The 16,936-nt window shown below is 67.2% G+C and carries 14 protein-coding genes; 10 read left to right on the plus strand and 4 right to left on the minus strand.

Going from position 1 to position 16,936, the window contains the following annotated elements; genetic code table 11:
- Positions 1-39: 39 nt before the first annotated feature.
- A complete protein-coding gene (locus ACTRWG_RS16095; RefSeq protein WP_027236123.1) occupies positions 40-969 on the plus strand; it encodes an ABC transporter ATP-binding protein in 930 nt (309 codons plus the stop codon).
- 169 nt (positions 970-1,138) lie between these two features.
- Here the strand turns inward: ACTRWG_RS16095 and ACTRWG_RS16100 are convergent, their stop codons facing one another.
- Complete coding sequence (locus ACTRWG_RS16100) at positions 1,139-1,603, minus strand: DUF1203 domain-containing protein (protein WP_027236124.1); 465 nt, start codon at positions 1,601-1,603, stop codon at positions 1,139-1,141.
- Positions 1,604-1,834: 231 nt separating this feature from the next.
- Here ACTRWG_RS16100 and ACTRWG_RS16105 point away from each other — a divergent pair, with 231 nt between their 5' ends.
- From ACTRWG_RS16105 to ACTRWG_RS16130, 6 genes are all read left to right on the plus strand, one after another.
- Entirely contained in the window at positions 1,835-4,762 is a 2,928-nt protein-coding gene (locus ACTRWG_RS16105) for an error-prone DNA polymerase (protein WP_462829598.1), read from the plus strand.
- A gap of 148 nt (positions 4,763-4,910) precedes the next feature.
- On the plus strand, positions 4,911-6,428 hold the full coding sequence (gene gpmI / locus ACTRWG_RS16110; RefSeq protein WP_462829591.1) for a 2,3-bisphosphoglycerate-independent phosphoglycerate mutase: 1,518 nt from the start codon (positions 4,911-4,913) through the stop codon (positions 6,426-6,428).
- Positions 6,425-7,558, plus strand: coding sequence for a murein hydrolase activator EnvC family protein (locus ACTRWG_RS16115; protein ID WP_027236127.1), 1,134 nt, complete (start codon positions 6,425-6,427; stop codon positions 7,556-7,558). Before gpmI ends, ACTRWG_RS16115 begins: the two co-directional genes overlap by 4 nt.
- A gap of 7 nt (positions 7,559-7,565) precedes the next feature.
- Positions 7,566-8,897, plus strand: coding sequence for a S41 family peptidase (locus tag ACTRWG_RS16120; protein ID WP_027236128.1), 1,332 nt, complete (start codon positions 7,566-7,568; stop codon positions 8,895-8,897).
- Positions 8,898-9,429: 532 nt separating this feature from the next.
- A complete protein-coding gene (locus tag ACTRWG_RS16125) occupies positions 9,430-10,494 on the plus strand; it encodes a bifunctional transcriptional activator/DNA repair enzyme AdaA (RefSeq protein ID WP_259957603.1) in 1,065 nt (354 codons plus the stop codon).
- Positions 10,491-11,234, plus strand: coding sequence for an isocitrate lyase/PEP mutase family protein (locus tag ACTRWG_RS16130; RefSeq protein ID WP_027236130.1), 744 nt, complete (start codon positions 10,491-10,493; stop codon positions 11,232-11,234). The genes ACTRWG_RS16125 and ACTRWG_RS16130 overlap by 4 nt, the downstream gene beginning before the upstream one ends.
- 141 nt (positions 11,235-11,375) lie before the next feature.
- On the opposite strand, the gene ACTRWG_RS16135 is transcribed toward ACTRWG_RS16130, so the two are convergent.
- The 3 genes from ACTRWG_RS16135 to ACTRWG_RS16145 all read right to left on the minus strand — a co-directional run bounded on the left by ACTRWG_RS16135 (position 11,376) and on the right by ACTRWG_RS16145 (position 13,377).
- Entirely contained in the window at positions 11,376-11,753 is a 378-nt protein-coding gene (locus tag ACTRWG_RS16135) for a hypothetical protein (RefSeq protein ID WP_259957602.1), read from the minus strand.
- Positions 11,754-11,780: 27 nt separating this feature from the next.
- A complete protein-coding gene (locus tag ACTRWG_RS16140) occupies positions 11,781-12,542 on the minus strand; it encodes a DUF6478 family protein (RefSeq protein ID WP_259967635.1) in 762 nt (253 codons plus the stop codon).
- 88 nt (positions 12,543-12,630) lie between these two features.
- Entirely contained in the window at positions 12,631-13,377 is a 747-nt protein-coding gene (locus tag ACTRWG_RS16145) for a hypothetical protein (RefSeq protein WP_259971156.1), read from the minus strand.
- A 227-nt stretch (positions 13,378-13,604) separates the two neighbouring features.
- Here ACTRWG_RS16145 and ACTRWG_RS16150 point away from each other — a divergent pair, with 227 nt between their 5' ends.
- From ACTRWG_RS16150 to ACTRWG_RS16160, 3 genes are all read left to right on the plus strand, one after another.
- Positions 13,605-14,495: a lysostaphin resistance A-like protein gene (locus ACTRWG_RS16150; protein WP_462829592.1), complete on the plus strand. Its 891-nt coding sequence runs from the start codon at positions 13,605-13,607 to the stop codon at positions 14,493-14,495.
- 63 nt (positions 14,496-14,558) lie between these two features.
- On the plus strand, positions 14,559-15,509 hold the full coding sequence (accD, locus tag ACTRWG_RS16155) for an acetyl-CoA carboxylase, carboxyltransferase subunit beta (protein ID WP_259957597.1): 951 nt from the start codon (positions 14,559-14,561) through the stop codon (positions 15,507-15,509).
- 112 nt (positions 15,510-15,621) lie between these two features.
- Positions 15,622-16,893, plus strand: coding sequence for a bifunctional folylpolyglutamate synthase/dihydrofolate synthase (locus ACTRWG_RS16160; protein ID WP_462829593.1), 1,272 nt, complete (start codon positions 15,622-15,624; stop codon positions 16,891-16,893).
- Positions 16,894-16,936: the final 43 nt, after the last annotated feature.

A 16,936-nucleotide genomic window follows, 5' to 3' on the forward strand; every position in this document is an offset into this window, starting at 1 on the left:
CATTTATGAGCCAAGCAAAAACCGGGGGCAAGAGCAGCGATGAGTGCAGATGCAATCCAACTCAAAGCTTTGCGCAAAATCTATGGCGGCTACAAAGGCCAGCCGGAGAAACACGCGCTCAAGGGCGTCGACCTGACGGTGCCGCGCGGCTCGGTCTTCGGGCTGTTGGGGCCGAACGGCGCGGGCAAGTCGACGATGATCAACATCCTGGCGGGGCTGGTGCGCAAGACCTCCGGCAAGGTGACGATCTGGGGCTTCGACCAGGACGAGAACCCGCGCCAGAGCCGTGCCGCCATCGGCGTCATGCCGCAGGAGCTGAACCTGGACCCGTTCTTCACCCCGCGCGGCGCGCTGGAGGTGCAGGCAGGCCTTTACGGCGTGCCGAAGAACGAGCGCCACAGCGATGAGATCCTGCGCATGGTGGGGCTGGAGGACAAGGCGGAGGCCTATGCACGGACGCTTAGCGGCGGTATGCGGCGGCGGCTGTTGCTGGGCAAGGCACTGGTCCACCGGCCGAGCGTGCTGGTGCTGGATGAACCCACCGCGGGCGTCGATATCGAACTGCGCCAGATGCTGTGGGAGAACATCCGCAAGCTGAACGCGCAGGGCATGACCATCATCCTCACCACCCATTACCTGGAGGAGGCTGAGGAGATGTGCGACGAGATCGCCATCATCAACCAGGGCGAGGTGGTCGCGCGCGACAGCAAGGCCAGCCTGCTGGGCCGTCTGGATGCCAAGACCATGGTGGTGCATCCGGCAGAGCCCGCCACGGCGCTGCCGCAGGGCGAGGGGATCGAGGCCAGCCTGCGCGAAGACGGCGCCGTGGTGCTGCGCTACCGCAGCCAGGCGACCAGCGCCGAGGACGTGCTGGCCGCGGTCCGCGCCGCCGGGATCAGCATCCGCGACGTGAAAACCGAGGAGGCGGACCTGGAGGATGTGTTCCTGTCGCTGACGAAATCCGCCTGAGTGATTAGAATGCCTGTTCCGTCCGGCCGCGAGGCCGGACTGAGCCTGCCTGCACGTCAATCCGAAGGTTTGCCTCTGGCAAAACGGACAGGCGCATTCGCGCCAGCCCAGGCAGACGCAGCCCTCAATGTTATGCGGCTACGTTGCCGGCTTTGTCCTTTACGCTAATTCACCCCCGGTCAATGCGCGCCTGATAGCAGTTGTTGCGCGACGACCGGATGTGGATGTAGTCCACCCGCTCATCCGCAAAGATCGCTTCGGCCCGCGCCATCATTTCCGCCTGCGGGATCACGATGCCGGTGCCATAGACGATCCGGTGACCGGCGCTGTAGCCCTTGATCAGATAGTCCGGCGCGCGTTCCAGTACCTCGGGCAGGTCCTCCCCCTGATGCCGCTGGCAGTGATCGGCACACAGGAAGATCGGCCCGGTCTCGGCATAGGGCTGCGCCGCAGGAAAGGGCCGGTGGGCCAGGATCAGCATTTCTGCGCCTGCGGGAATGTAGTTCAGGCAATGGCGGCAAGGGTTGGCGCCGCCGTCCGAGACCGCACGCTCCGGCGTCTGGCCGTGGGCATCGGGGCCGCCGTTTTGCAGCGCGCGGACAATATCAGTGGGCAGGGCGGTGATTCTGGTCATGGGTGTCTCCTTTTGCTGACGGAACCTTGGCGCATCCGCCGCGCGGCAATCGACCCGGATCCTGCGCATCCCGCAGACCGCCGGGGGCGCTCCCGCCCGCCGGGCGGGCATTGAAAATGCCCTGCGGCGGTTGGGCCGGGCGCCGCGCTGGCGCGCGGCGCGGGGGCACGTCGCGGCAGGCCCGTCCGGTGCGACTCCACATAAGAACAAAACGGGAATATCATGCGACTCATGTTTGCCGAATTCGCCTGCCTCTCCAACTTCACCTTCCTCACCGGGGCCTCCCACCCCGAGGAGTATGCGGCCCGCGCGCTGGAGCTGGGCATCGCGGCGGTGGCCATTGCCGACGAAAACTCGGTGGCGGGCATCGTGCGCGCCCATGCGGAATGCCGCGACATCAGCCGCCGGGTGCAGGAGCGGCAGGCCTGGGACCGCCGCAACACCCCGATCGGCCCGCCGCGCCCCGCAGATATTGCGCAGCCTCCCTCGTTCCCGGTCTATGAAACCGTGCGGCTGATCCCGGCAGCGCGGCTGGTCTTCACCGACGCGCCAGAGGTGATTGCCCTGCCCGTGAACCGCACCGGCTGGGGCTGCCTGACCCGGCTGATCTCCGCCGGGCGGCTCAGGGCGGAGAAAGGCAGCTGCACCCTGCACCTTGCCGACCTCTTGGAATTCGCGGACGGCCTGCATCTGCTCTTGCTGCCGCAGGCGCAACATCTGCCCGGCGGCGCGGGCGGATGGGGGCCGCATATGGACGCGCTGACGCGCCGCTTTGGCGGGCGGATGCACCTGATGATGGCGCCTGCCTATGACGGCGGCGACCGGGCGCGGTTTGCCGCGCTGGCGGAGCTGGCGGAACATCTCAACCTGCCGCCGCTCGCCAGCGCCGCGCCCAGGATGCACCATGGCCGCCGCCGCCGCCTGGGCGATGTGCTGAGTGCCATCCGCCTGCGCTGCAAGGTGGAGGAGCTGGGCCGCGCCGCCATGGCCAACGCGGAACAGCGCCTGCGCTCTGAGGCGGAGATGCGCCGCCTGTTCCGGGGGTATGAGACGGCGGTGGACAACGCCGCCCGGCTGGCGGACCGGCTCAGCTTTTCGCTGGATGAGCTGCGCTATGACTACCCGGACGAGGGCAGCGAACAGGAAACCCCGCCGCAAAGGCTGAGACGGCTGGCGGAAGAGGGGCTGCAATGGCGCTACCCGGGCGGCGCGCCGGACAAGGTGCGCCGCCTGCTGGAGCATGAGCTGGCGCTGATCGCCAAGCTGAAATACGACCCCTATTTCCTGACCGTGCGCGACATCGTCGCTTTCGCCCGCTCCCGCGGGATCCTGTGCCAGGGCCGCGGCTCGGCGGCGAACTCGGTGGTCTGCTACTGCCTGGGCGTCACCTCGGTCAGCCCGGAACTGGGCACCATGGTGTTTGAGCGTTTCGTCTCCGAGGCCCGCGACGAGCCGCCCGACATCGACGTCGATTTCGAGCACGAGCGGCGCGAGGAGGTGATCCAGTGGATCTACGAACGCTACGGCCGCCACCGCGCAGGGCTTTGCGCCACGGTGATCCATTACCGCGGCAAGCGCGCCATCCGCGAGGTGGGCCGCGCCATGGGGCTGACCGAAGATACGATCTCCGCCATGTCCTCGCAGCTGTGGGGGTTTTTCAGCACCAAGGGCGTGGAGGCCGAGCGGATGCGCGAGATCGGGCTGGACCCGAACAGCCGCCGCCTGCAGCTGACGATGGAGCTGGTGGAGCAGATCATCGGCTTCCCGCGGCACCTGTCCCAGCATGTGGGCGGTTTCATCATCACCCAGGGCCGGCTGGATGAGCTGGTGCCCATTGAAAATGCCACCATGGAGGGCCGCACGGTCATCTGCTGGGACAAGGACGACATCGACACGCTGGGCATCCTCAAGGTCGATGTGCTGTCGCTCGGCATGCTCACCTGCATCCGCAAGGCGTTCGACCTGATGCAGCAGCACCACCAGCTGGATTACAGCCTCGCCACCCTGCCGCCGGAGGACCCGGCAGTCTACAACATGCTGTGCCGCGCTGACAGCATCGGCGTCTTCCAGGTCGAAAGCCGGGCGCAGATGAACTTTTTGCCGCGGATGCGGCCGCGCAATTTCTATGACCTGGTGATCGAGGTCGCCATCGTCCGTCCCGGTCCGATTCAGGGCGATATGGTGCACCCCTATATCCGCCGCAGGAACGGCGAGGAGCCGGTGCACTTTCCCTCCGACGCGCTGGGCGAGGTGCTGGGCAAGACCCTCGGCGTGCCGCTGTTTCAGGAGCAGGCGATGCAGATCGCCATCGTTGGCGCCGGCTTCACGCCGGAACAGGCCGACCGGCTGCGGCGCTCTCTGGCGACCTTCAAGAAACACGGCAACGTCAGCGAATTCCGCTCCCTGTTCCTGCGCGGCATGGCGAAGAACGGCTATGACGCCGAATTCTCCGAACGCTGTTTTTCCCAGATCGAGGGGTTCGGTTCTTACGGCTTCCCGGAAAGCCATGCGGCGTCTTTTGCTCTGCTGGTCTATGCCTCGGCCTGGATCAAGTGCCACCATCCGGGGATCTTTGCCTGTGCGCTCTTGAACGCGCAGCCGATGGGGTTTTATGCGCCCGCCCAGATCGTGCGGGATGCCCGCGCGCACCGGGTGGAGGTGCGGCCGGTCTGCATCAACAACTCCTATTGGGACAACGTGATGGAGCCCGACGGCCACGGCGGCCTGGCGCTGCGGCTGGGGTTCCGGCAGGTGAAGGGCCTGCGGGATGAGGATGCCGCCTGGCTGACGGCCGCGCGCGGCAATGGATACCACGAGGTGGAGGACGTCTGGCGCAAGGCGGGGCTGGCGCCGCCGGTGATCGAGCGGCTGGCGGAGGCGGATGCCTTTGCCGCGCTGGGGATGAACCGGCGGGAAGCCTTATGGGCCGCCAAGGCGATCTCCGCCCGCAAGCCGCTGCCGCTGTTTGCCCGCGAGCTGGACGGCGAGGCGATCCATGAGCCGGAGGCAAACCTGCCGCAGATGGGGCTGGGCGAGGAAGTGGTGGAGGATTACGTCGCCATGCGGCTGAGCTTGCGGGCGCATCCGGTGGCGCTGATCCGGCATCTCCTGACGCCGCAGAACCCGGGCGGCGGTGCGGAGGGCGGACCGGGGATTTGAGTATTTGGGGAAAGATGAAAGGCGCAGGGCGGGGCATTGCCGCCGCCACGCGGCCTGATAACGCCAACTGCGGCAGGAATGGCGGTTCACCCCGGCGCGGCGAGGCGTTAGAAGGCTTGCGAACCTTTCCTTGCCCCGGAGCCGACCCATGACCGCACCCAAACCCGTTGTCCTGTGCATTCTCGATGGCTGGGGCAGTGCGGAGCCGGGCAAGGCGAACGCGCCTTATCTGGCGAAAACCCCAACATTTGACGCCATCATGGCCAAGGGGCCGAGCGCGAAGCTGATCACCCACGGGCCGGATGTGGGCTTGCCGACCGGGCAGATGGGCAACTCCGAGGTGGGCCACACCAACATCGGCGCGGGCCGGGTGGTGGCGATGGACCTGGGCCAGATCGACCTGGCGATCGAGGATGGCAGCTTCTTTGAAAACGAAGCGCTGCAGGCCTTTACCGCCAAGCTGAAGGACACCGGCGGAGCCGCGCATCTGATGGGGCTGGTCTCGGACGGCGGCGTGCACGGGCATATCAGCCACATCCTGGCAGCGGTGAAGGCAATCACAGATGCCGGCGTGCCGGTCTGGCTGCATGCCATCACCGACGGCCGCGATGTGGCGCCGAAATCGGCGTTCGGCTATTTCCGCGAGCTGGAGGAGAAGCTGCCCGAAGGCGCGCGGATCGCCACCGTCACCGGGCGCTATTTCGCGATGGACCGCGACAACCGCTGGGGCCGGGTCAGCGAAGCCTATGATGCGATGATCCATGCCAAGGGGCGGCCGGGGCTGAATGCTCATGGCGCGGTGGACCATGCATACAACCAGTCGGAAACCGATGAATTCATCGCGGCCACCGTGCTGGCGGGCTATGAGGGCATGAAGGACGGTGACGGGTTTTTCTGCCTGAACTTCCGGGCCGACCGCGCCCGCGAAATCCTGCGCGCCATCGGCGAGCCGGGCTTTGATGAGTTCGAAACCGGCACGCGGCCGAAGCTGGCGGGCCTGCTGGGCATGGTGGAATATTCCGATGGTCACAATGATTACATGACCACCTGCTATCCCAAGGCGGCCATCGTCAACACGCTGGGCGAATGGGTCGCCAAGCAGGGCAAGCGCCAGTTCCGCCTGGCCGAGACCGAGAAATACCCGCATGTCACCTTCTTTTTGAACGGCGGCAAGGAAGAGCCGGAAGAGGGCGAGGACCGCTATATGCCGAAGTCGCCGAATGTGGCGACCTATGACCTGCAGCCGGAGATGAGTGCGCCGGAGGTGACGGAGAAATTCGTCGAGGCGATTGAGGCGGGGTATGATCTGATCGTTACCAACTATGCCAACCCCGACATGGTGGGCCACACCGGTGACATCAAGGCGGCGATGCTGGCCTGCGAGGCGGTGGACCGCGGCCTGGCGCAGGTGGTTGAAGCGCTGGAGAAGGCGGGCGGCGCGATGATCGTCACCGCCGATCACGGCAACTGCGAGGTGATGGTGGATCCGGAAACCGGCGGTGCCCATACCGCCCATACGCTGAACCTGGTGCCGGTGGCGCTGGTGGGCGGGCCGGAGGGCGCACGCTTGCGCGACGGGCGGCTGGCCGATCTGGCGCCGACCATCCTGGAGCTGATGGGGCTTGAGAAGCCGGCGGAAATGACCGGGGAGAGCCTGCTGTCATGATCCGGCGGGCGGGCCTGTTGCTGCTGGCGCTGCTGGCGGCGCCGCTGCCGGCGGCGGCAAATCCGGCGTCCGCTGCGCGCGGCGCGGCGGAGCAGCTGGAGGCCGCCTCGGTGCAATTGCAGGAGGCCGCCAGTTCCCGCGACCGGGTGAAGGCGCTGACCTCGACCGTGCAGGCCTATGAGGCCGGGCTGGCGGCGATGCGCGACGGGTTGCGCCGGGTGGCGCGGCGCGAGGCGCAGCTGAGCGCCCAGCTGGCGGCGCGGCAGGAGGAGGTCTCGGGCCTCTTGGGGATTATCCAGACCATTGAAACCTCGCCACCGCCGGTGCTGATGGTGCATCCCTCGGGCCCCCTGGGCGCGGCGCGGTCCGCCATGATGCTGGCCGAGGTGACCCCGGCGCTGCACGCCAAGGCGCAGTCGCTGAAGACGGATCTGGACGAGGTGCAATCGCTGCGCCTGCTGCAGCAGCGCGCGGCCAGGACGCTGGAGGAGGGGCTGGCGGGCGTGCAGTCCGCGCGGGTGCAGCTGTCGACCGCGATTGCCGACCGCACCACCCTGCCCAAGCGGTTCACCGCCGACCCGGTGCGCACCGCGATCCTGATCTCCTCGACCGAGACGCTGTCGGGGTTTGCCGACGGGCTGGCCGAAATCGCCGATGGCGAAATCGCCGACTCCAGCGCCGACATCAGCGATCTGCGCGGCACCCTGCCGCTGCCGGTCGAAGGGCTGGTGCTGCGCGGATACGGCGAGCGCGATGCGGCAGGCATTGCCCGCCCGGGCCTGCTGGTTGCGGCCCGCCCCCGGGCGCTGGTGACCGCGCCTGCTGCCGCCACCATCCGCTACCGCGGGCCGCTGCTGGATCTGGGCAACGTGGTGATTCTGGAGCCGCAGCCGGAGACCCTGTTTGTGCTGTCCGGCCTGGCCGAAGTGTTCGGCGAGGCGGGGCAGGTGATCCCCGAAGGCACCCCTGTCGGCCTGATGAGCGGCGAAAACCCCGGGCCGGACGCAATTCTGTCAACAAGCGGTGAAGGGGGTGGAACTGACCGGACAGAAACGCTCTATATAGAAGTGAGAATGGACAACAGCCCGGTGGACCCGGAAACATGGTTCCGCACTGGAAAAGGTGGATGAAGGCTTGATGAAAAAATTTGCGATGGCTGCCGTTGGCGGCACGCTGGCAGGGATTGTCGCCACGACATATGTTGCAGGCCCCTTGCTGGCGCAGGAAGGCACGCGCGAGGCCAATGTCTATGAGCAGCTGGACCTGTTCGGCGACATCTTCGAGCGCATCCGCGCGCAATATGTCGAGGAGGTCGACGAGAAGGAGCTGATCGAGGCGGCGATCGGCGGCATGCTGACCTCGCTGGACCCGCATTCCAGCTATCTGTCGCCCGATGATGCGAGCCGGATGCGGGTGCAGACCCGCGGCGAGTTCGGCGGCCTGGGGATCGAAGTCACCCAGGAAGAGGGCTTTGTCAAAGTTGTCTCCCCCATCGACGGCACCCCGGCGGATGAGGCCGGCATGGAAGCCGGCGATTTCATCACCCATGTGGACGGCGAAAGCGTGCTGGGCCTGTCGCTGGATGAAGCGGTCAACCTGATGCGCGGGCCGGTCGGCTCGGAGATCGTGATCACCGTGGTGCGCGAAGGCGAGGCGGAGCCGTTCGACGTGTCGATCATCCGCGACACCATCAAGCTGACCGCGGTGCGCAGCCGTGTCGAAGGCAATACCGTGGTGATGCGGATCACCACCTTTAACGACCAGACCACGCCGAACCTGGAATCGGGCCTGAAGAAGCGGATCGAGGAAGCCGGCGGCCTGGACCAGGTGAACGGCATCGTTCTGGACCTGCGCAACAACCCGGGCGGCCTGCTGAACCAGGCGATCCAGGTGGCCGACAGCTTCCTGGAATCCGGTGAGATCGTCTCCACCCGCGGCCGCGACCCGGAGGACGGCGAGCGCTTTAATGCGACCCCGGGCGATCTGGCCGACGGCAAGCCGATTGTGGTGCTGATCAACGGCGGTTCGGCCTCGGCCTCGGAAATTGTGGCCGGTGCGCTGCAGGACCACCGCCGGGCGATTGTTGTGGGCACAAAATCCTTTGGCAAGGGGTCTGTGCAGACGGTGATGCCGCTGAAGGGCGACGGCGCCATGCGCCTGACCACCGCGCGCTATTACACCCCGTCGGGACGGTCGATCCAGGCGCTGGGCGTGTCGCCCGATATCGTTGTGGAACAGCCCCGCCGCACCGCCGAGGCAGAGGAGGAGGACAGCCCCGCCCGCCGCTCGCGTTCGGAAGCCGACCTGCGCGGCAGCCTGAACAATGATTCCCTGAGCGAGGATGAGATCCGCCAGATCGAGGAAGAGCGCGAGAAGGCCGAGAAAGCCGCCGAGCTGCGTGAGGAGGATTACCAGCTGGCCTATGCCATCGACATCCTCAAGGGGCTGGTGGCGCTGGGGCCGAAGTAAACCCACCGCAAAACCGCAGCACAAAGGGGCCGTCCGGATGGGCGGCCTTTTTTCTGTGCTGCTGTTGCCGCCGGGGGGACGGGGTCTGGCTGGTTTATTTGCCGTCTCGGGGGGCCGGTAGATAAAGAGTGGCGGCGCCGCCGGGTGGAGTTGGACAGACCCCGCGGGGCCTGCTCGGACAGGATTTCCTGAGCGACCCCCTTTTTATCAGGGCCGGTCTCCGGGTGTTACGCAGGCAGCCACACAGATGCCTGCGCCTTGTATCATGGCCCTTGCGCGGGGCCATGGCGGGTGATCTCGATCATCCGGCAGTCTGGCATGGGGGAATGAGGATCACGTGAAGGGGGCGTGCGGCGGGGGCGCAACACCTTGCCCGGGTGAAGGTGCGCAGCCCTCTGCGGAAAACGGGAAACCGGAAACAAGGGGGCTGTGTTTTCTTTTGAGGCGGCCTCGCCCGCGCCCTTGCGTCATTGCGAAAATAAACGCCCGATATCCGGCGTACTGGCCGGGCAGGCTGGGCTATGCTCCGGCCATGATGTTTGACCTGCCTGATTCCAAAACCCTGTATCAAGCCTTGCTGGACCGCGATGCCGCATATGAGGGGCGCGCCTATGTCGGGGTGACCTCCACCGGCATCTTCTGCCGGCTGACCTGCCCGGCGCGCAAGCCCAAGTTCGAGAACTGCCAATTCCACGCCACCCCCGGCGCCTGCATCGAGGCGGGCTTCCGCGCCTGCAAGCGCTGCAAGCCGCTGGCCGCGGCGGCGGCTGGTGATCCGATAGTGCAGGACCTGCTGGCGCGGCTGGAGGCGCGGCCCGCCTACCGCTGGGGCGAGGGCGATCTGGTGCGGCTGGGGCTGGATGCATCGACCGTGCGGCGCGCCTTCAAGCGGCATTTCGGCATGACCTTTCTGGAGATGGCGCGCCAGCGCCGTCTGCGCGAGGGGTTCACCGCGCTGAAGGCCGGCGAGCCGGTGATTGCGGCGCAGATTGATGCGGGGTTTGAAAGCGCCAGCGCCTTCCGCGCGGCTTTTGCGAAACTGGTGGGGATTGCGCCGGGGGCGTTCCGCAAGGATGCGCTTTTGCTGGCGGACTGGATCGACACGCCCTTGGGGGCGATGATTGCGATCAGCTGCGCCCATCAGCTGCACCTGCTGGAATTTGCCGACCGCAAGGCGCTGCCGCGGGAGGTGGCCAGGCTGCAAAAGGCGCAGCCCGGGGGCCTGGGCTTTGGCCGCCCCGCACCGACGGAGCAGATCGCAGAGGAGCTGCGCCGGTTTTTTGCCGGTGAGCGCGCGCATTTCCAAACCCCGCTGGCGCTGCATGGCACCGCGTTTGAACGCGAGGTCTGGCGCTGTCTGCTGACCATCCCGGCGGGGGAGACCCGCAGCTATTCGCAGATCGCGCGGGAGCTGGGCCGGCCGTCGGCCACGCGCGCAGTGGCGCGGGCCAATGGCGCCAACCAGCTGGCGCTGGTGGTGCCCTGCCATAGGGTGATTGCTGCCGACGGCGCGCTGACCGGCTATGGCGGCGGCTTGTGGCGCAAGCAGCGGCTGATAGAAATTGAGACAGGCTACAGACAGAGGATTTCAGCATGACATATTCCGACCGCGCGGGCGCCTTTGCGGCGCTGCATCAGCCGGGCAATCCGGTGGTGCTTTACAACATCTGGGACACCGGCAGCGCCAAGGCGGTTGCCGGGGCAGGGGCCAAGGCGCTGGCGACCGGCAGCTACCCGGTGGCGGCGGCACAGGGGTTTCCGGATGGCGAGCAGATCCCGCTGGAGTTTGTGCTGGGCAACGCGGAACGCATCGTCGCGGCCACCGATCTGCCGGTGACCATTGATTTCGAGGGCGGTTATGCCAGCGAGCCGGAGCAGCTGACCGTCAATGTGACGCGGCTGGCGGGCACCGGCGCGGTGGGGCTGAATTTCGAGGACCAGGTGGTTGGCACGGATGATCTGTACGGGATCATCGAGCAGGCCCGCCGGGTGACCGCGGTGCGGGCGGCCCATGCGGATATGTTCGTCAATGCCCGCACCGATCTGTTCCTGAAGGAAAAGGATGCCTCCAAACACGGAGCGCTGCTGTCGGAGGCGCTGGAGCGCGGCGCGGCCTATGCCGAAGCGGGCGCCAATGGGTTCTTTGTTCCGGGGCTGAGCGATCCCGATCTGATTGCCCGGGTCTGCGAGGCGAGTGCGCTGCCGGTCAACACGATGATGCGCGGCATCACGCTGGAGACGGCGCGGCAGGCCGGTGTGGCGCGCTGCAGCTATGGCCCGATCCCGCACGCGAAACTGATGCAGGTGCTGGCGGAGCAGTTCCAGGCGCTGGAGTAAGCTGGCTGGAAGGCGAGGCGGCGGCTCTATCGCGGTGAGCGTCTGCCCGGGCGGGTGCGGAACGCGCCCGCCGTGGGGCGGGTGGACGCGTGCCCGCCGCCGTCGCGACGGGCGATCTGGCTTTGTCTGCGCGGGCTGCGCTCAGGACGTCTCCAGGCAGTGGCGGCGGAAGGCGCGCTTGAGCATGTCCAGCTCGGCGCGCAGCAGTTCCACCTCGGCGCGCAGATCGTCCGCCACGGCCTCGCCTGCGATCAGGGTGAAATCGCCCAGCCGGGTGCTGCTGGCGGCATCGAAGATCACAAAGGTCTGCACCCCGTCGGCCACGGCCTCAGCCGGGACCGGCACGGACACGGTCCATTCGCCGCCGGTCTCACCCTCGCTCAGCCGGACGTCCTGCACCGGCAGATCCTGGAACATCACGGTGATGTCCGGCCTGGCGCCGCTGGCCGGCGCATTGCCGATCCGGCCTTCCCAGACGCCGTTGCGGAAGCGGATTTTGGTCAGTGTCAGGTCGCTCATGTCAGGTCCCTCATGGGGCAGGGTTCCTCAGATCGCCGCGCGGCGGTGGCGCGAGAAGGTCAGGTCGCGCAGGATCACCTGGTTCAGATCCGGCGCCTCGAAGATCAGGTCGAGCCAGATTTTCCCGATCCGCTTTTCGTTCAGCCGGGAATAGGCCAGGTCGAATTCCACTACGATGTTTTTCTCCCCCATCGGCAGTTCGCGCACGATCTGTTCCGTGTTGGGACCGTTCTGGATGTTGAGCCGGGCGAAGATCTCGATCGGTTTTTCGGATTCGATGATGCTGTCCACCCGCAACAGGTGCTGGCGGGTCATGCCGGCGGCGGCTTCGGGCGGCAGGTCTATGACCAGCGACAGGAAGGAGCCGTCGAATTTGAACACGTCCATGCGCAGGCCGAAGGGGGCGAGGTCCTCCTCGCGGGTGTTGCGGAGCTGGCGCAGGGTCAGTTCGGAGAAGGCGCAGTCGTGAAACAGCTGCACCTCACCGCCCAGCCGGGCCTTGGGCGGCGCCGAGGCCAGGCCGCGTTCGGGCAGGGGGCCGCGCCACAGTTCCGGGCGCCAGGACCAGTCGGTGCCATGCGGGCGCGGAAAGAAGGAAGAGCCGATCTGCGGCAGCGCCAGGCGGCCGTCGGCGGTGTGGATCAGCCGGTCCAGATGGGTGCGCAGCTGGCGGGCCTGGTTGCGCTGGCGGCGCAGCTCGGCCAGCGGCGCGCGCGCCGATTCCTCTGCCGCTGCGCGCCAGCGGCGCAGGCTGCGCAGGTGCATCAGCCGGTCCATGATCCTGCCCATCGCGCTTCCTCTTGCCTTATGTGCCGTGTTACTGCCCGTGCCGCGCGCGCCCGGCAGCGGGAACTGGCGGCAGTGTAACCGGGCGGGGCTATTGAAATAAACCGGCAATCCGCCGGCCCAGCCCGCGTATTTTGCGGGGGCCGGCAGATTGGGCGGCGGTTTCCGGCGCTGCAGGCCGGGGCCGGGGCCGCAGGGCTGGCGCGGCTGCGGCAGGCGGAGCCGCCTGCGCCTGTTCCAGGGGCGGCAGGGTGGAGGCCTCCAGCGTGCGGTGGGTCACCTCGTTCAGCAGGGCGGCGCCGTGGCTGCCCAGGGCGCGGCTGCCCTCAGGCGCATAAAGCGCCAGCGCGATCAGGTGGCGGTCGAGCACAAAGGCGCCGCGCCAGTGCACCGGGCTGGCGCCCTTGGCCACGGCCTGGGGGAACTCCAGCCGCACCAGCGGCAGCAGCTGGTCCTCGCGGCTTTCCAGCAGCCTGGCACCGGGGAACATGGCGGCGATGTCGCTTGCCCGCGGTGCCAGGGCATTCTGGCTGGCGGGGCCGATGGAGGCGGTCAGCACCGCCGCCTTGCGGGCGCCGAACCAGCCGCGGCCCTCCAGGCGGCTGCAATGGGCGATCAGGGCAAAGCCGCCGCCGTCCTCCGGTGCGCTGCTGCGGCGGTCGAAGCAATAGCTCTCCGGCGCGGCCAGCAGCACGCCGCCGTTGGCAAAGGACATCACCTGGCCGTCCTGCCGGGGAATAAGGCCCGCGTCCCGGGCGGCAAAGGAGAGGCCCTGGGGCGCGGGGCTGCAAGCCGTCAGCACCGCGGCAGCCAGCGCCGCCGCAATTGCCCCGGCCAATCGCCCAAAGCGCGGCGCCTTTCCGCCGGCGGGCGGGAAAGCACCGGGATTTCCGCTGGTTGTTCTGTTCACTGCTGCCCCTGCCGGTCTGGTTTTTTGCAAAATCCATAGCGGGCAGGCGCGCAGCCGGGCAAGAGTGAACGGCCCGCCTGGCACGATGCCTTGCCTTGGCGTTGCAGCAATGCATAACGTTGGCGCAATTTGCCGCCACCCGGCCCGGAGGACACATGCAGCACAGGCACGGCTACAGGGCGCATGAGGCCATGGTGCGGTTTGCGCGGGCGCAGCCGCAGCTGTGGCGGCTGCTGCTGGGGCTGATGCTGGTGGCGGCGGTCAGCTTTGCGATGACAGCGGCGCTGCAGGTGACGGTGGCGGGGCTGTTCCCGGGGGCCTGGCTGCAGGGGCTGGCCGATGGCAGCAATCCCGGCGCCATGCTGGTGCTGCTGGGCAGCTTTTCCTTTCTGTCGCTGGGGGTTGCGATGGCGGCCCGGCTGTTCCACCAGCGCAGCTTTGCCACCGTGACCGGGCATCTGCGGCCGCTGGTCTGGCAGTTCGGGCGCGTGAGCCTGTATCTGCTGGGGCTCAGCCTGTTGCTGATGGCCCTGCCGCCCTACAGCATGGGGCCGCCGATGACCCCGAACCTGCCGTTCTGGACCTGGCTGGGCATCCTGCCTCTGTCGGCGGCCGCGGTGCTGGTGCAGACCGGGTCGGAGGAGATCCTGTTCCGCGGCTATATCCAGCAGGCGCTGGCGGCGCGGTTCCGCAGCCCCGCGGTCTGGCTGCTGGTGCCCTCGGCGCTGTTTGCGCTGGGCCACTACCTGCCCGTTGATGCGGGGGAAAACGCGCTGCTGATCACCGCCTGGGCCGGGCTGTTCGGGCTGCTGATGGCGGACCTGACCGCACGGGCCGGCACCCTGGGCCCGGCAATGGCGGTGCATTTCTTCAACAACGCCGCGGCGCTGTTGCTGTTTGCCTCGCCCACCAGCCTCAATGGGCTGGCGCTGTACCTGATCCCCTTTGATATGGCCGACACCGGCAACCTGCGCCCGTGGATGGCTGTCGACTTTGCGCTGATGCTGGTCAGCTGGCTGACAGCGCGGCTTGCCATACGCCGCTGATTGCAATTGCGGCCAAGGCGTCTTATCTGGGGGGCAAACCGCGCCCCCGGAGAGGCAAGCAATATGAACTGGATCACCAACTACGTCCGGCCCAAGATCAACTCGATCTTTTCGCGCCGCGAAGTGCCCGAGAACCTGTGGCAGAAATGCGATGAATGCGGCACCATGCTGTTTCACCGCGAGCTGAGCGACAATCAGAATGTCTGCACCAGCTGCGGCCACCACATGAACATCACCCCGCGCGACCGTTTCACCGCGCTGTTCGACGGCGGTGTCTTCACCGAGGTCGCGGTGCCGGAGCCGCTGACCGACCCCTTGAAGTTCAAGGATCAGAAGAAATACCCCGAGCGGATCAAGGCGGCGCAGAAGAAGACCGGCGAAAAAGACGCGATGCTGGTGGCCGCGGGCGAGATCGGCCGCACGCCGATTATCGCGGCTGCGCAGGACTTCTCCTATATGGGCGGTTCGATGGGCATGTATGTGGGCAACGCCATCATTGCCGCCGCTGAGGAAGCGGTGAAGCTGGGCCGCCCGCTGGTGCTGTTCTCGGCTGCCGGCGGCGCGCGGATGCAGGAAGGCATCCTGTCGCTGATGCAGATGCCGCGCACCACTGTTGCGGTGGAGATGCTGAAAGAGGCGGGGCTGCCCTATATCGTGGTGCTGACCCATCCGACCACCGGCGGGGTCACGGCCTCGTATGCGATGCTGGGCGATGTGCATATCGCCGAGCCGAACGCGCTGATCTGCTTTGCCGGTCCCCGGGTGATTGAGCAGACCATCCGCGAGAAGCTGCCCGAGGGCTTCCAGCGCGCCGAGTACCTGCTGGATCACGGCATGCTGGACCGGGTGACCCCGCGCACCGAGATGCGCGAAGAGCTGATCACCATCACCCGGATGCTGATGGGGCTGCCGCCGCAGGTGGCGGGCGATCTGCCCGCACCGGCGGAGGAAGAGGCGCCCAAGGCCGCAAACGCGCCGGCGGATGGCGCAGTCAGCGAAGAAGCTGCCGAGTGATCCGGTTTAAATAGATACGCCTGGCCGAGAAGGCCGGTCAGCGCCCGTCCCTCCCAGGGCGGGCGCTGTTCTTTGCCACACACGACTTTCCGACCTGACAGGACCCAGGCTGATGACCCAGACCTCCGACGCGATTCTCGCCCGCATGATGGCGCTGCACCCCAAGATCATCGACCTGACGCTGGACCGGGTCTGGCGGCTGCTGGAAGCACTGGACAACCCGCAGAACAAGCTGCCGCCGGTGATCCACCTGGCCGGCACCAACGGCAAGGGGTCCACCCAGGCGATGATCCGGGCGGGCCTTGAGGGGATGGGCAAGAGCGTTCACGCCTACACCTCGCCGCATCTGGCGCGGTTCCATGAGCGGATCCGGCTGGCAGGCGAACTGATCTCCGAGACGCATCTGACCGAGGTGCTGGACGAGTGCTATGCCAGGAACGGCGGCGAGAATATCACCTATTTCGAGATCACCACGGTGGCCGGCCTCTTGGCGTTTTCCCGCACGCCTGCGGATTACACGCTGCTGGAGGTAGGCCTGGGCGGGCGCCTGGACGCCACCAACGTGATTGATAAACCCGCAATTAGCGTGATCACCCCGATCTCGATCGACCATGAGCAGTTCCTGGGCGACACGCTGACCAAAATCGCCACCGAGAAGGCCGGTATCATCAAACGCGGCGTGCCGGTTGTGGTTGGACCGCAGCCGGAGGAGGCGATGGAAGTGATCGAGGCCACCGCCGCCCGCCTCGGCGCGCCGCTGATTGCCTATGGCCAGCACTGGCACGTCTTTGAGGAGCGCGGGCGGCTGGTGTTCCAGGATGAAAACGGCCTGCTGGACCTGCCGCTGCCCGCCCTGCTGGGGGCGCATCAGATCCAGAACGCCGGTGCCGCACTGGCGGCGCTGCGCCATCTGGGCGCGGATGAGGCGGCCTGCGAGGCCGCCATGCTGAACGCTGAATGGCCTGCGCGGATGCAGAAGCTGAAAACCGGCCCGCTGATCGAGGCGGCGCCGGAGGCCGAGCTGTGGCTGGACGGCGGCCATAACGCAGCGGCTGGCGCGGCGCTGGCGGATGTGCTGGCGAAACTGCCGCACCGTCCCACGCATCTGATCTGCGGCATGCTGAACACCAAGGACGTGAGCGGCTATATGGCGCCGCTGGCGCCGCATGCGGCGAGCCTGACGGCGATTTCGATCCCCGATGAGATCAACACGCTGAGCGCCGAAGACACCGAGGCCGCGGCCAGATCGGTCGGCATCAAGGCGGGTACGGCGCAGAGCACCATGGCGGCTTTGAAAGCGATCACCGCCGAGGACCCGCAGGCGCGGGTGCTGATCTGCGGCTCGCTGTATCTGGCGGGCCACATCCTGCGCGAAAACGGCTGAGGCTTGCGGTTGCGGCGGGGGAGGCTCTCCCGCCCGGCTTCGA

Source organism: Leisingera sp. G5_S3_59_S7, from assembly GCF_054968485.1.

What these genes read in the sequence shown, in the direction of transcription:
- ACTRWG_RS16095 (WP_027236123.1), top strand. Translation starts at nt 40, where the DNA reads ATGAGTGCAGATGCAATCCAACTCAAAGCTTTGCGCAAAATCTATGGC.
- ACTRWG_RS16100 (WP_027236124.1), bottom strand. Translation starts at nt 1,603, where the DNA reads ATGACCAGAATCACCGCCCTGCCCACTGATATTGTCCGCGCGCTGCAA.
- ACTRWG_RS16105 (WP_462829598.1), top strand. Translation starts at nt 1,835, where the DNA reads ATGTTTGCCGAATTCGCCTGCCTCTCCAACTTCACCTTCCTCACCGGG.
- gpmI (WP_462829591.1), top strand. Translation starts at nt 4,911, where the DNA reads ATGACCGCACCCAAACCCGTTGTCCTGTGCATTCTCGATGGCTGGGGC.
- ACTRWG_RS16115 (WP_027236127.1), top strand. Translation starts at nt 6,425, where the DNA reads ATGATCCGGCGGGCGGGCCTGTTGCTGCTGGCGCTGCTGGCGGCGCCG.
- ACTRWG_RS16120 (WP_027236128.1), top strand. Translation starts at nt 7,566, where the DNA reads ATGAAAAAATTTGCGATGGCTGCCGTTGGCGGCACGCTGGCAGGGATT.
- ACTRWG_RS16125 (WP_259957603.1), top strand. Translation starts at nt 9,430, where the DNA reads ATGATGTTTGACCTGCCTGATTCCAAAACCCTGTATCAAGCCTTGCTG.
- ACTRWG_RS16130 (WP_027236130.1), top strand. Translation starts at nt 10,491, where the DNA reads ATGACATATTCCGACCGCGCGGGCGCCTTTGCGGCGCTGCATCAGCCG.
- ACTRWG_RS16135 (WP_259957602.1), bottom strand. Translation starts at nt 11,753, where the DNA reads ATGAGCGACCTGACACTGACCAAAATCCGCTTCCGCAACGGCGTCTGG.
- ACTRWG_RS16140 (WP_259967635.1), bottom strand. Translation starts at nt 12,542, where the DNA reads ATGGGCAGGATCATGGACCGGCTGATGCACCTGCGCAGCCTGCGCCGC.
- ACTRWG_RS16150 (WP_462829592.1), top strand. Translation starts at nt 13,605, where the DNA reads ATGCAGCACAGGCACGGCTACAGGGCGCATGAGGCCATGGTGCGGTTT.
- accD (WP_259957597.1), top strand. Translation starts at nt 14,559, where the DNA reads ATGAACTGGATCACCAACTACGTCCGGCCCAAGATCAACTCGATCTTT.
- ACTRWG_RS16160 (WP_462829593.1), top strand. Translation starts at nt 15,622, where the DNA reads ATGACCCAGACCTCCGACGCGATTCTCGCCCGCATGATGGCGCTGCAC.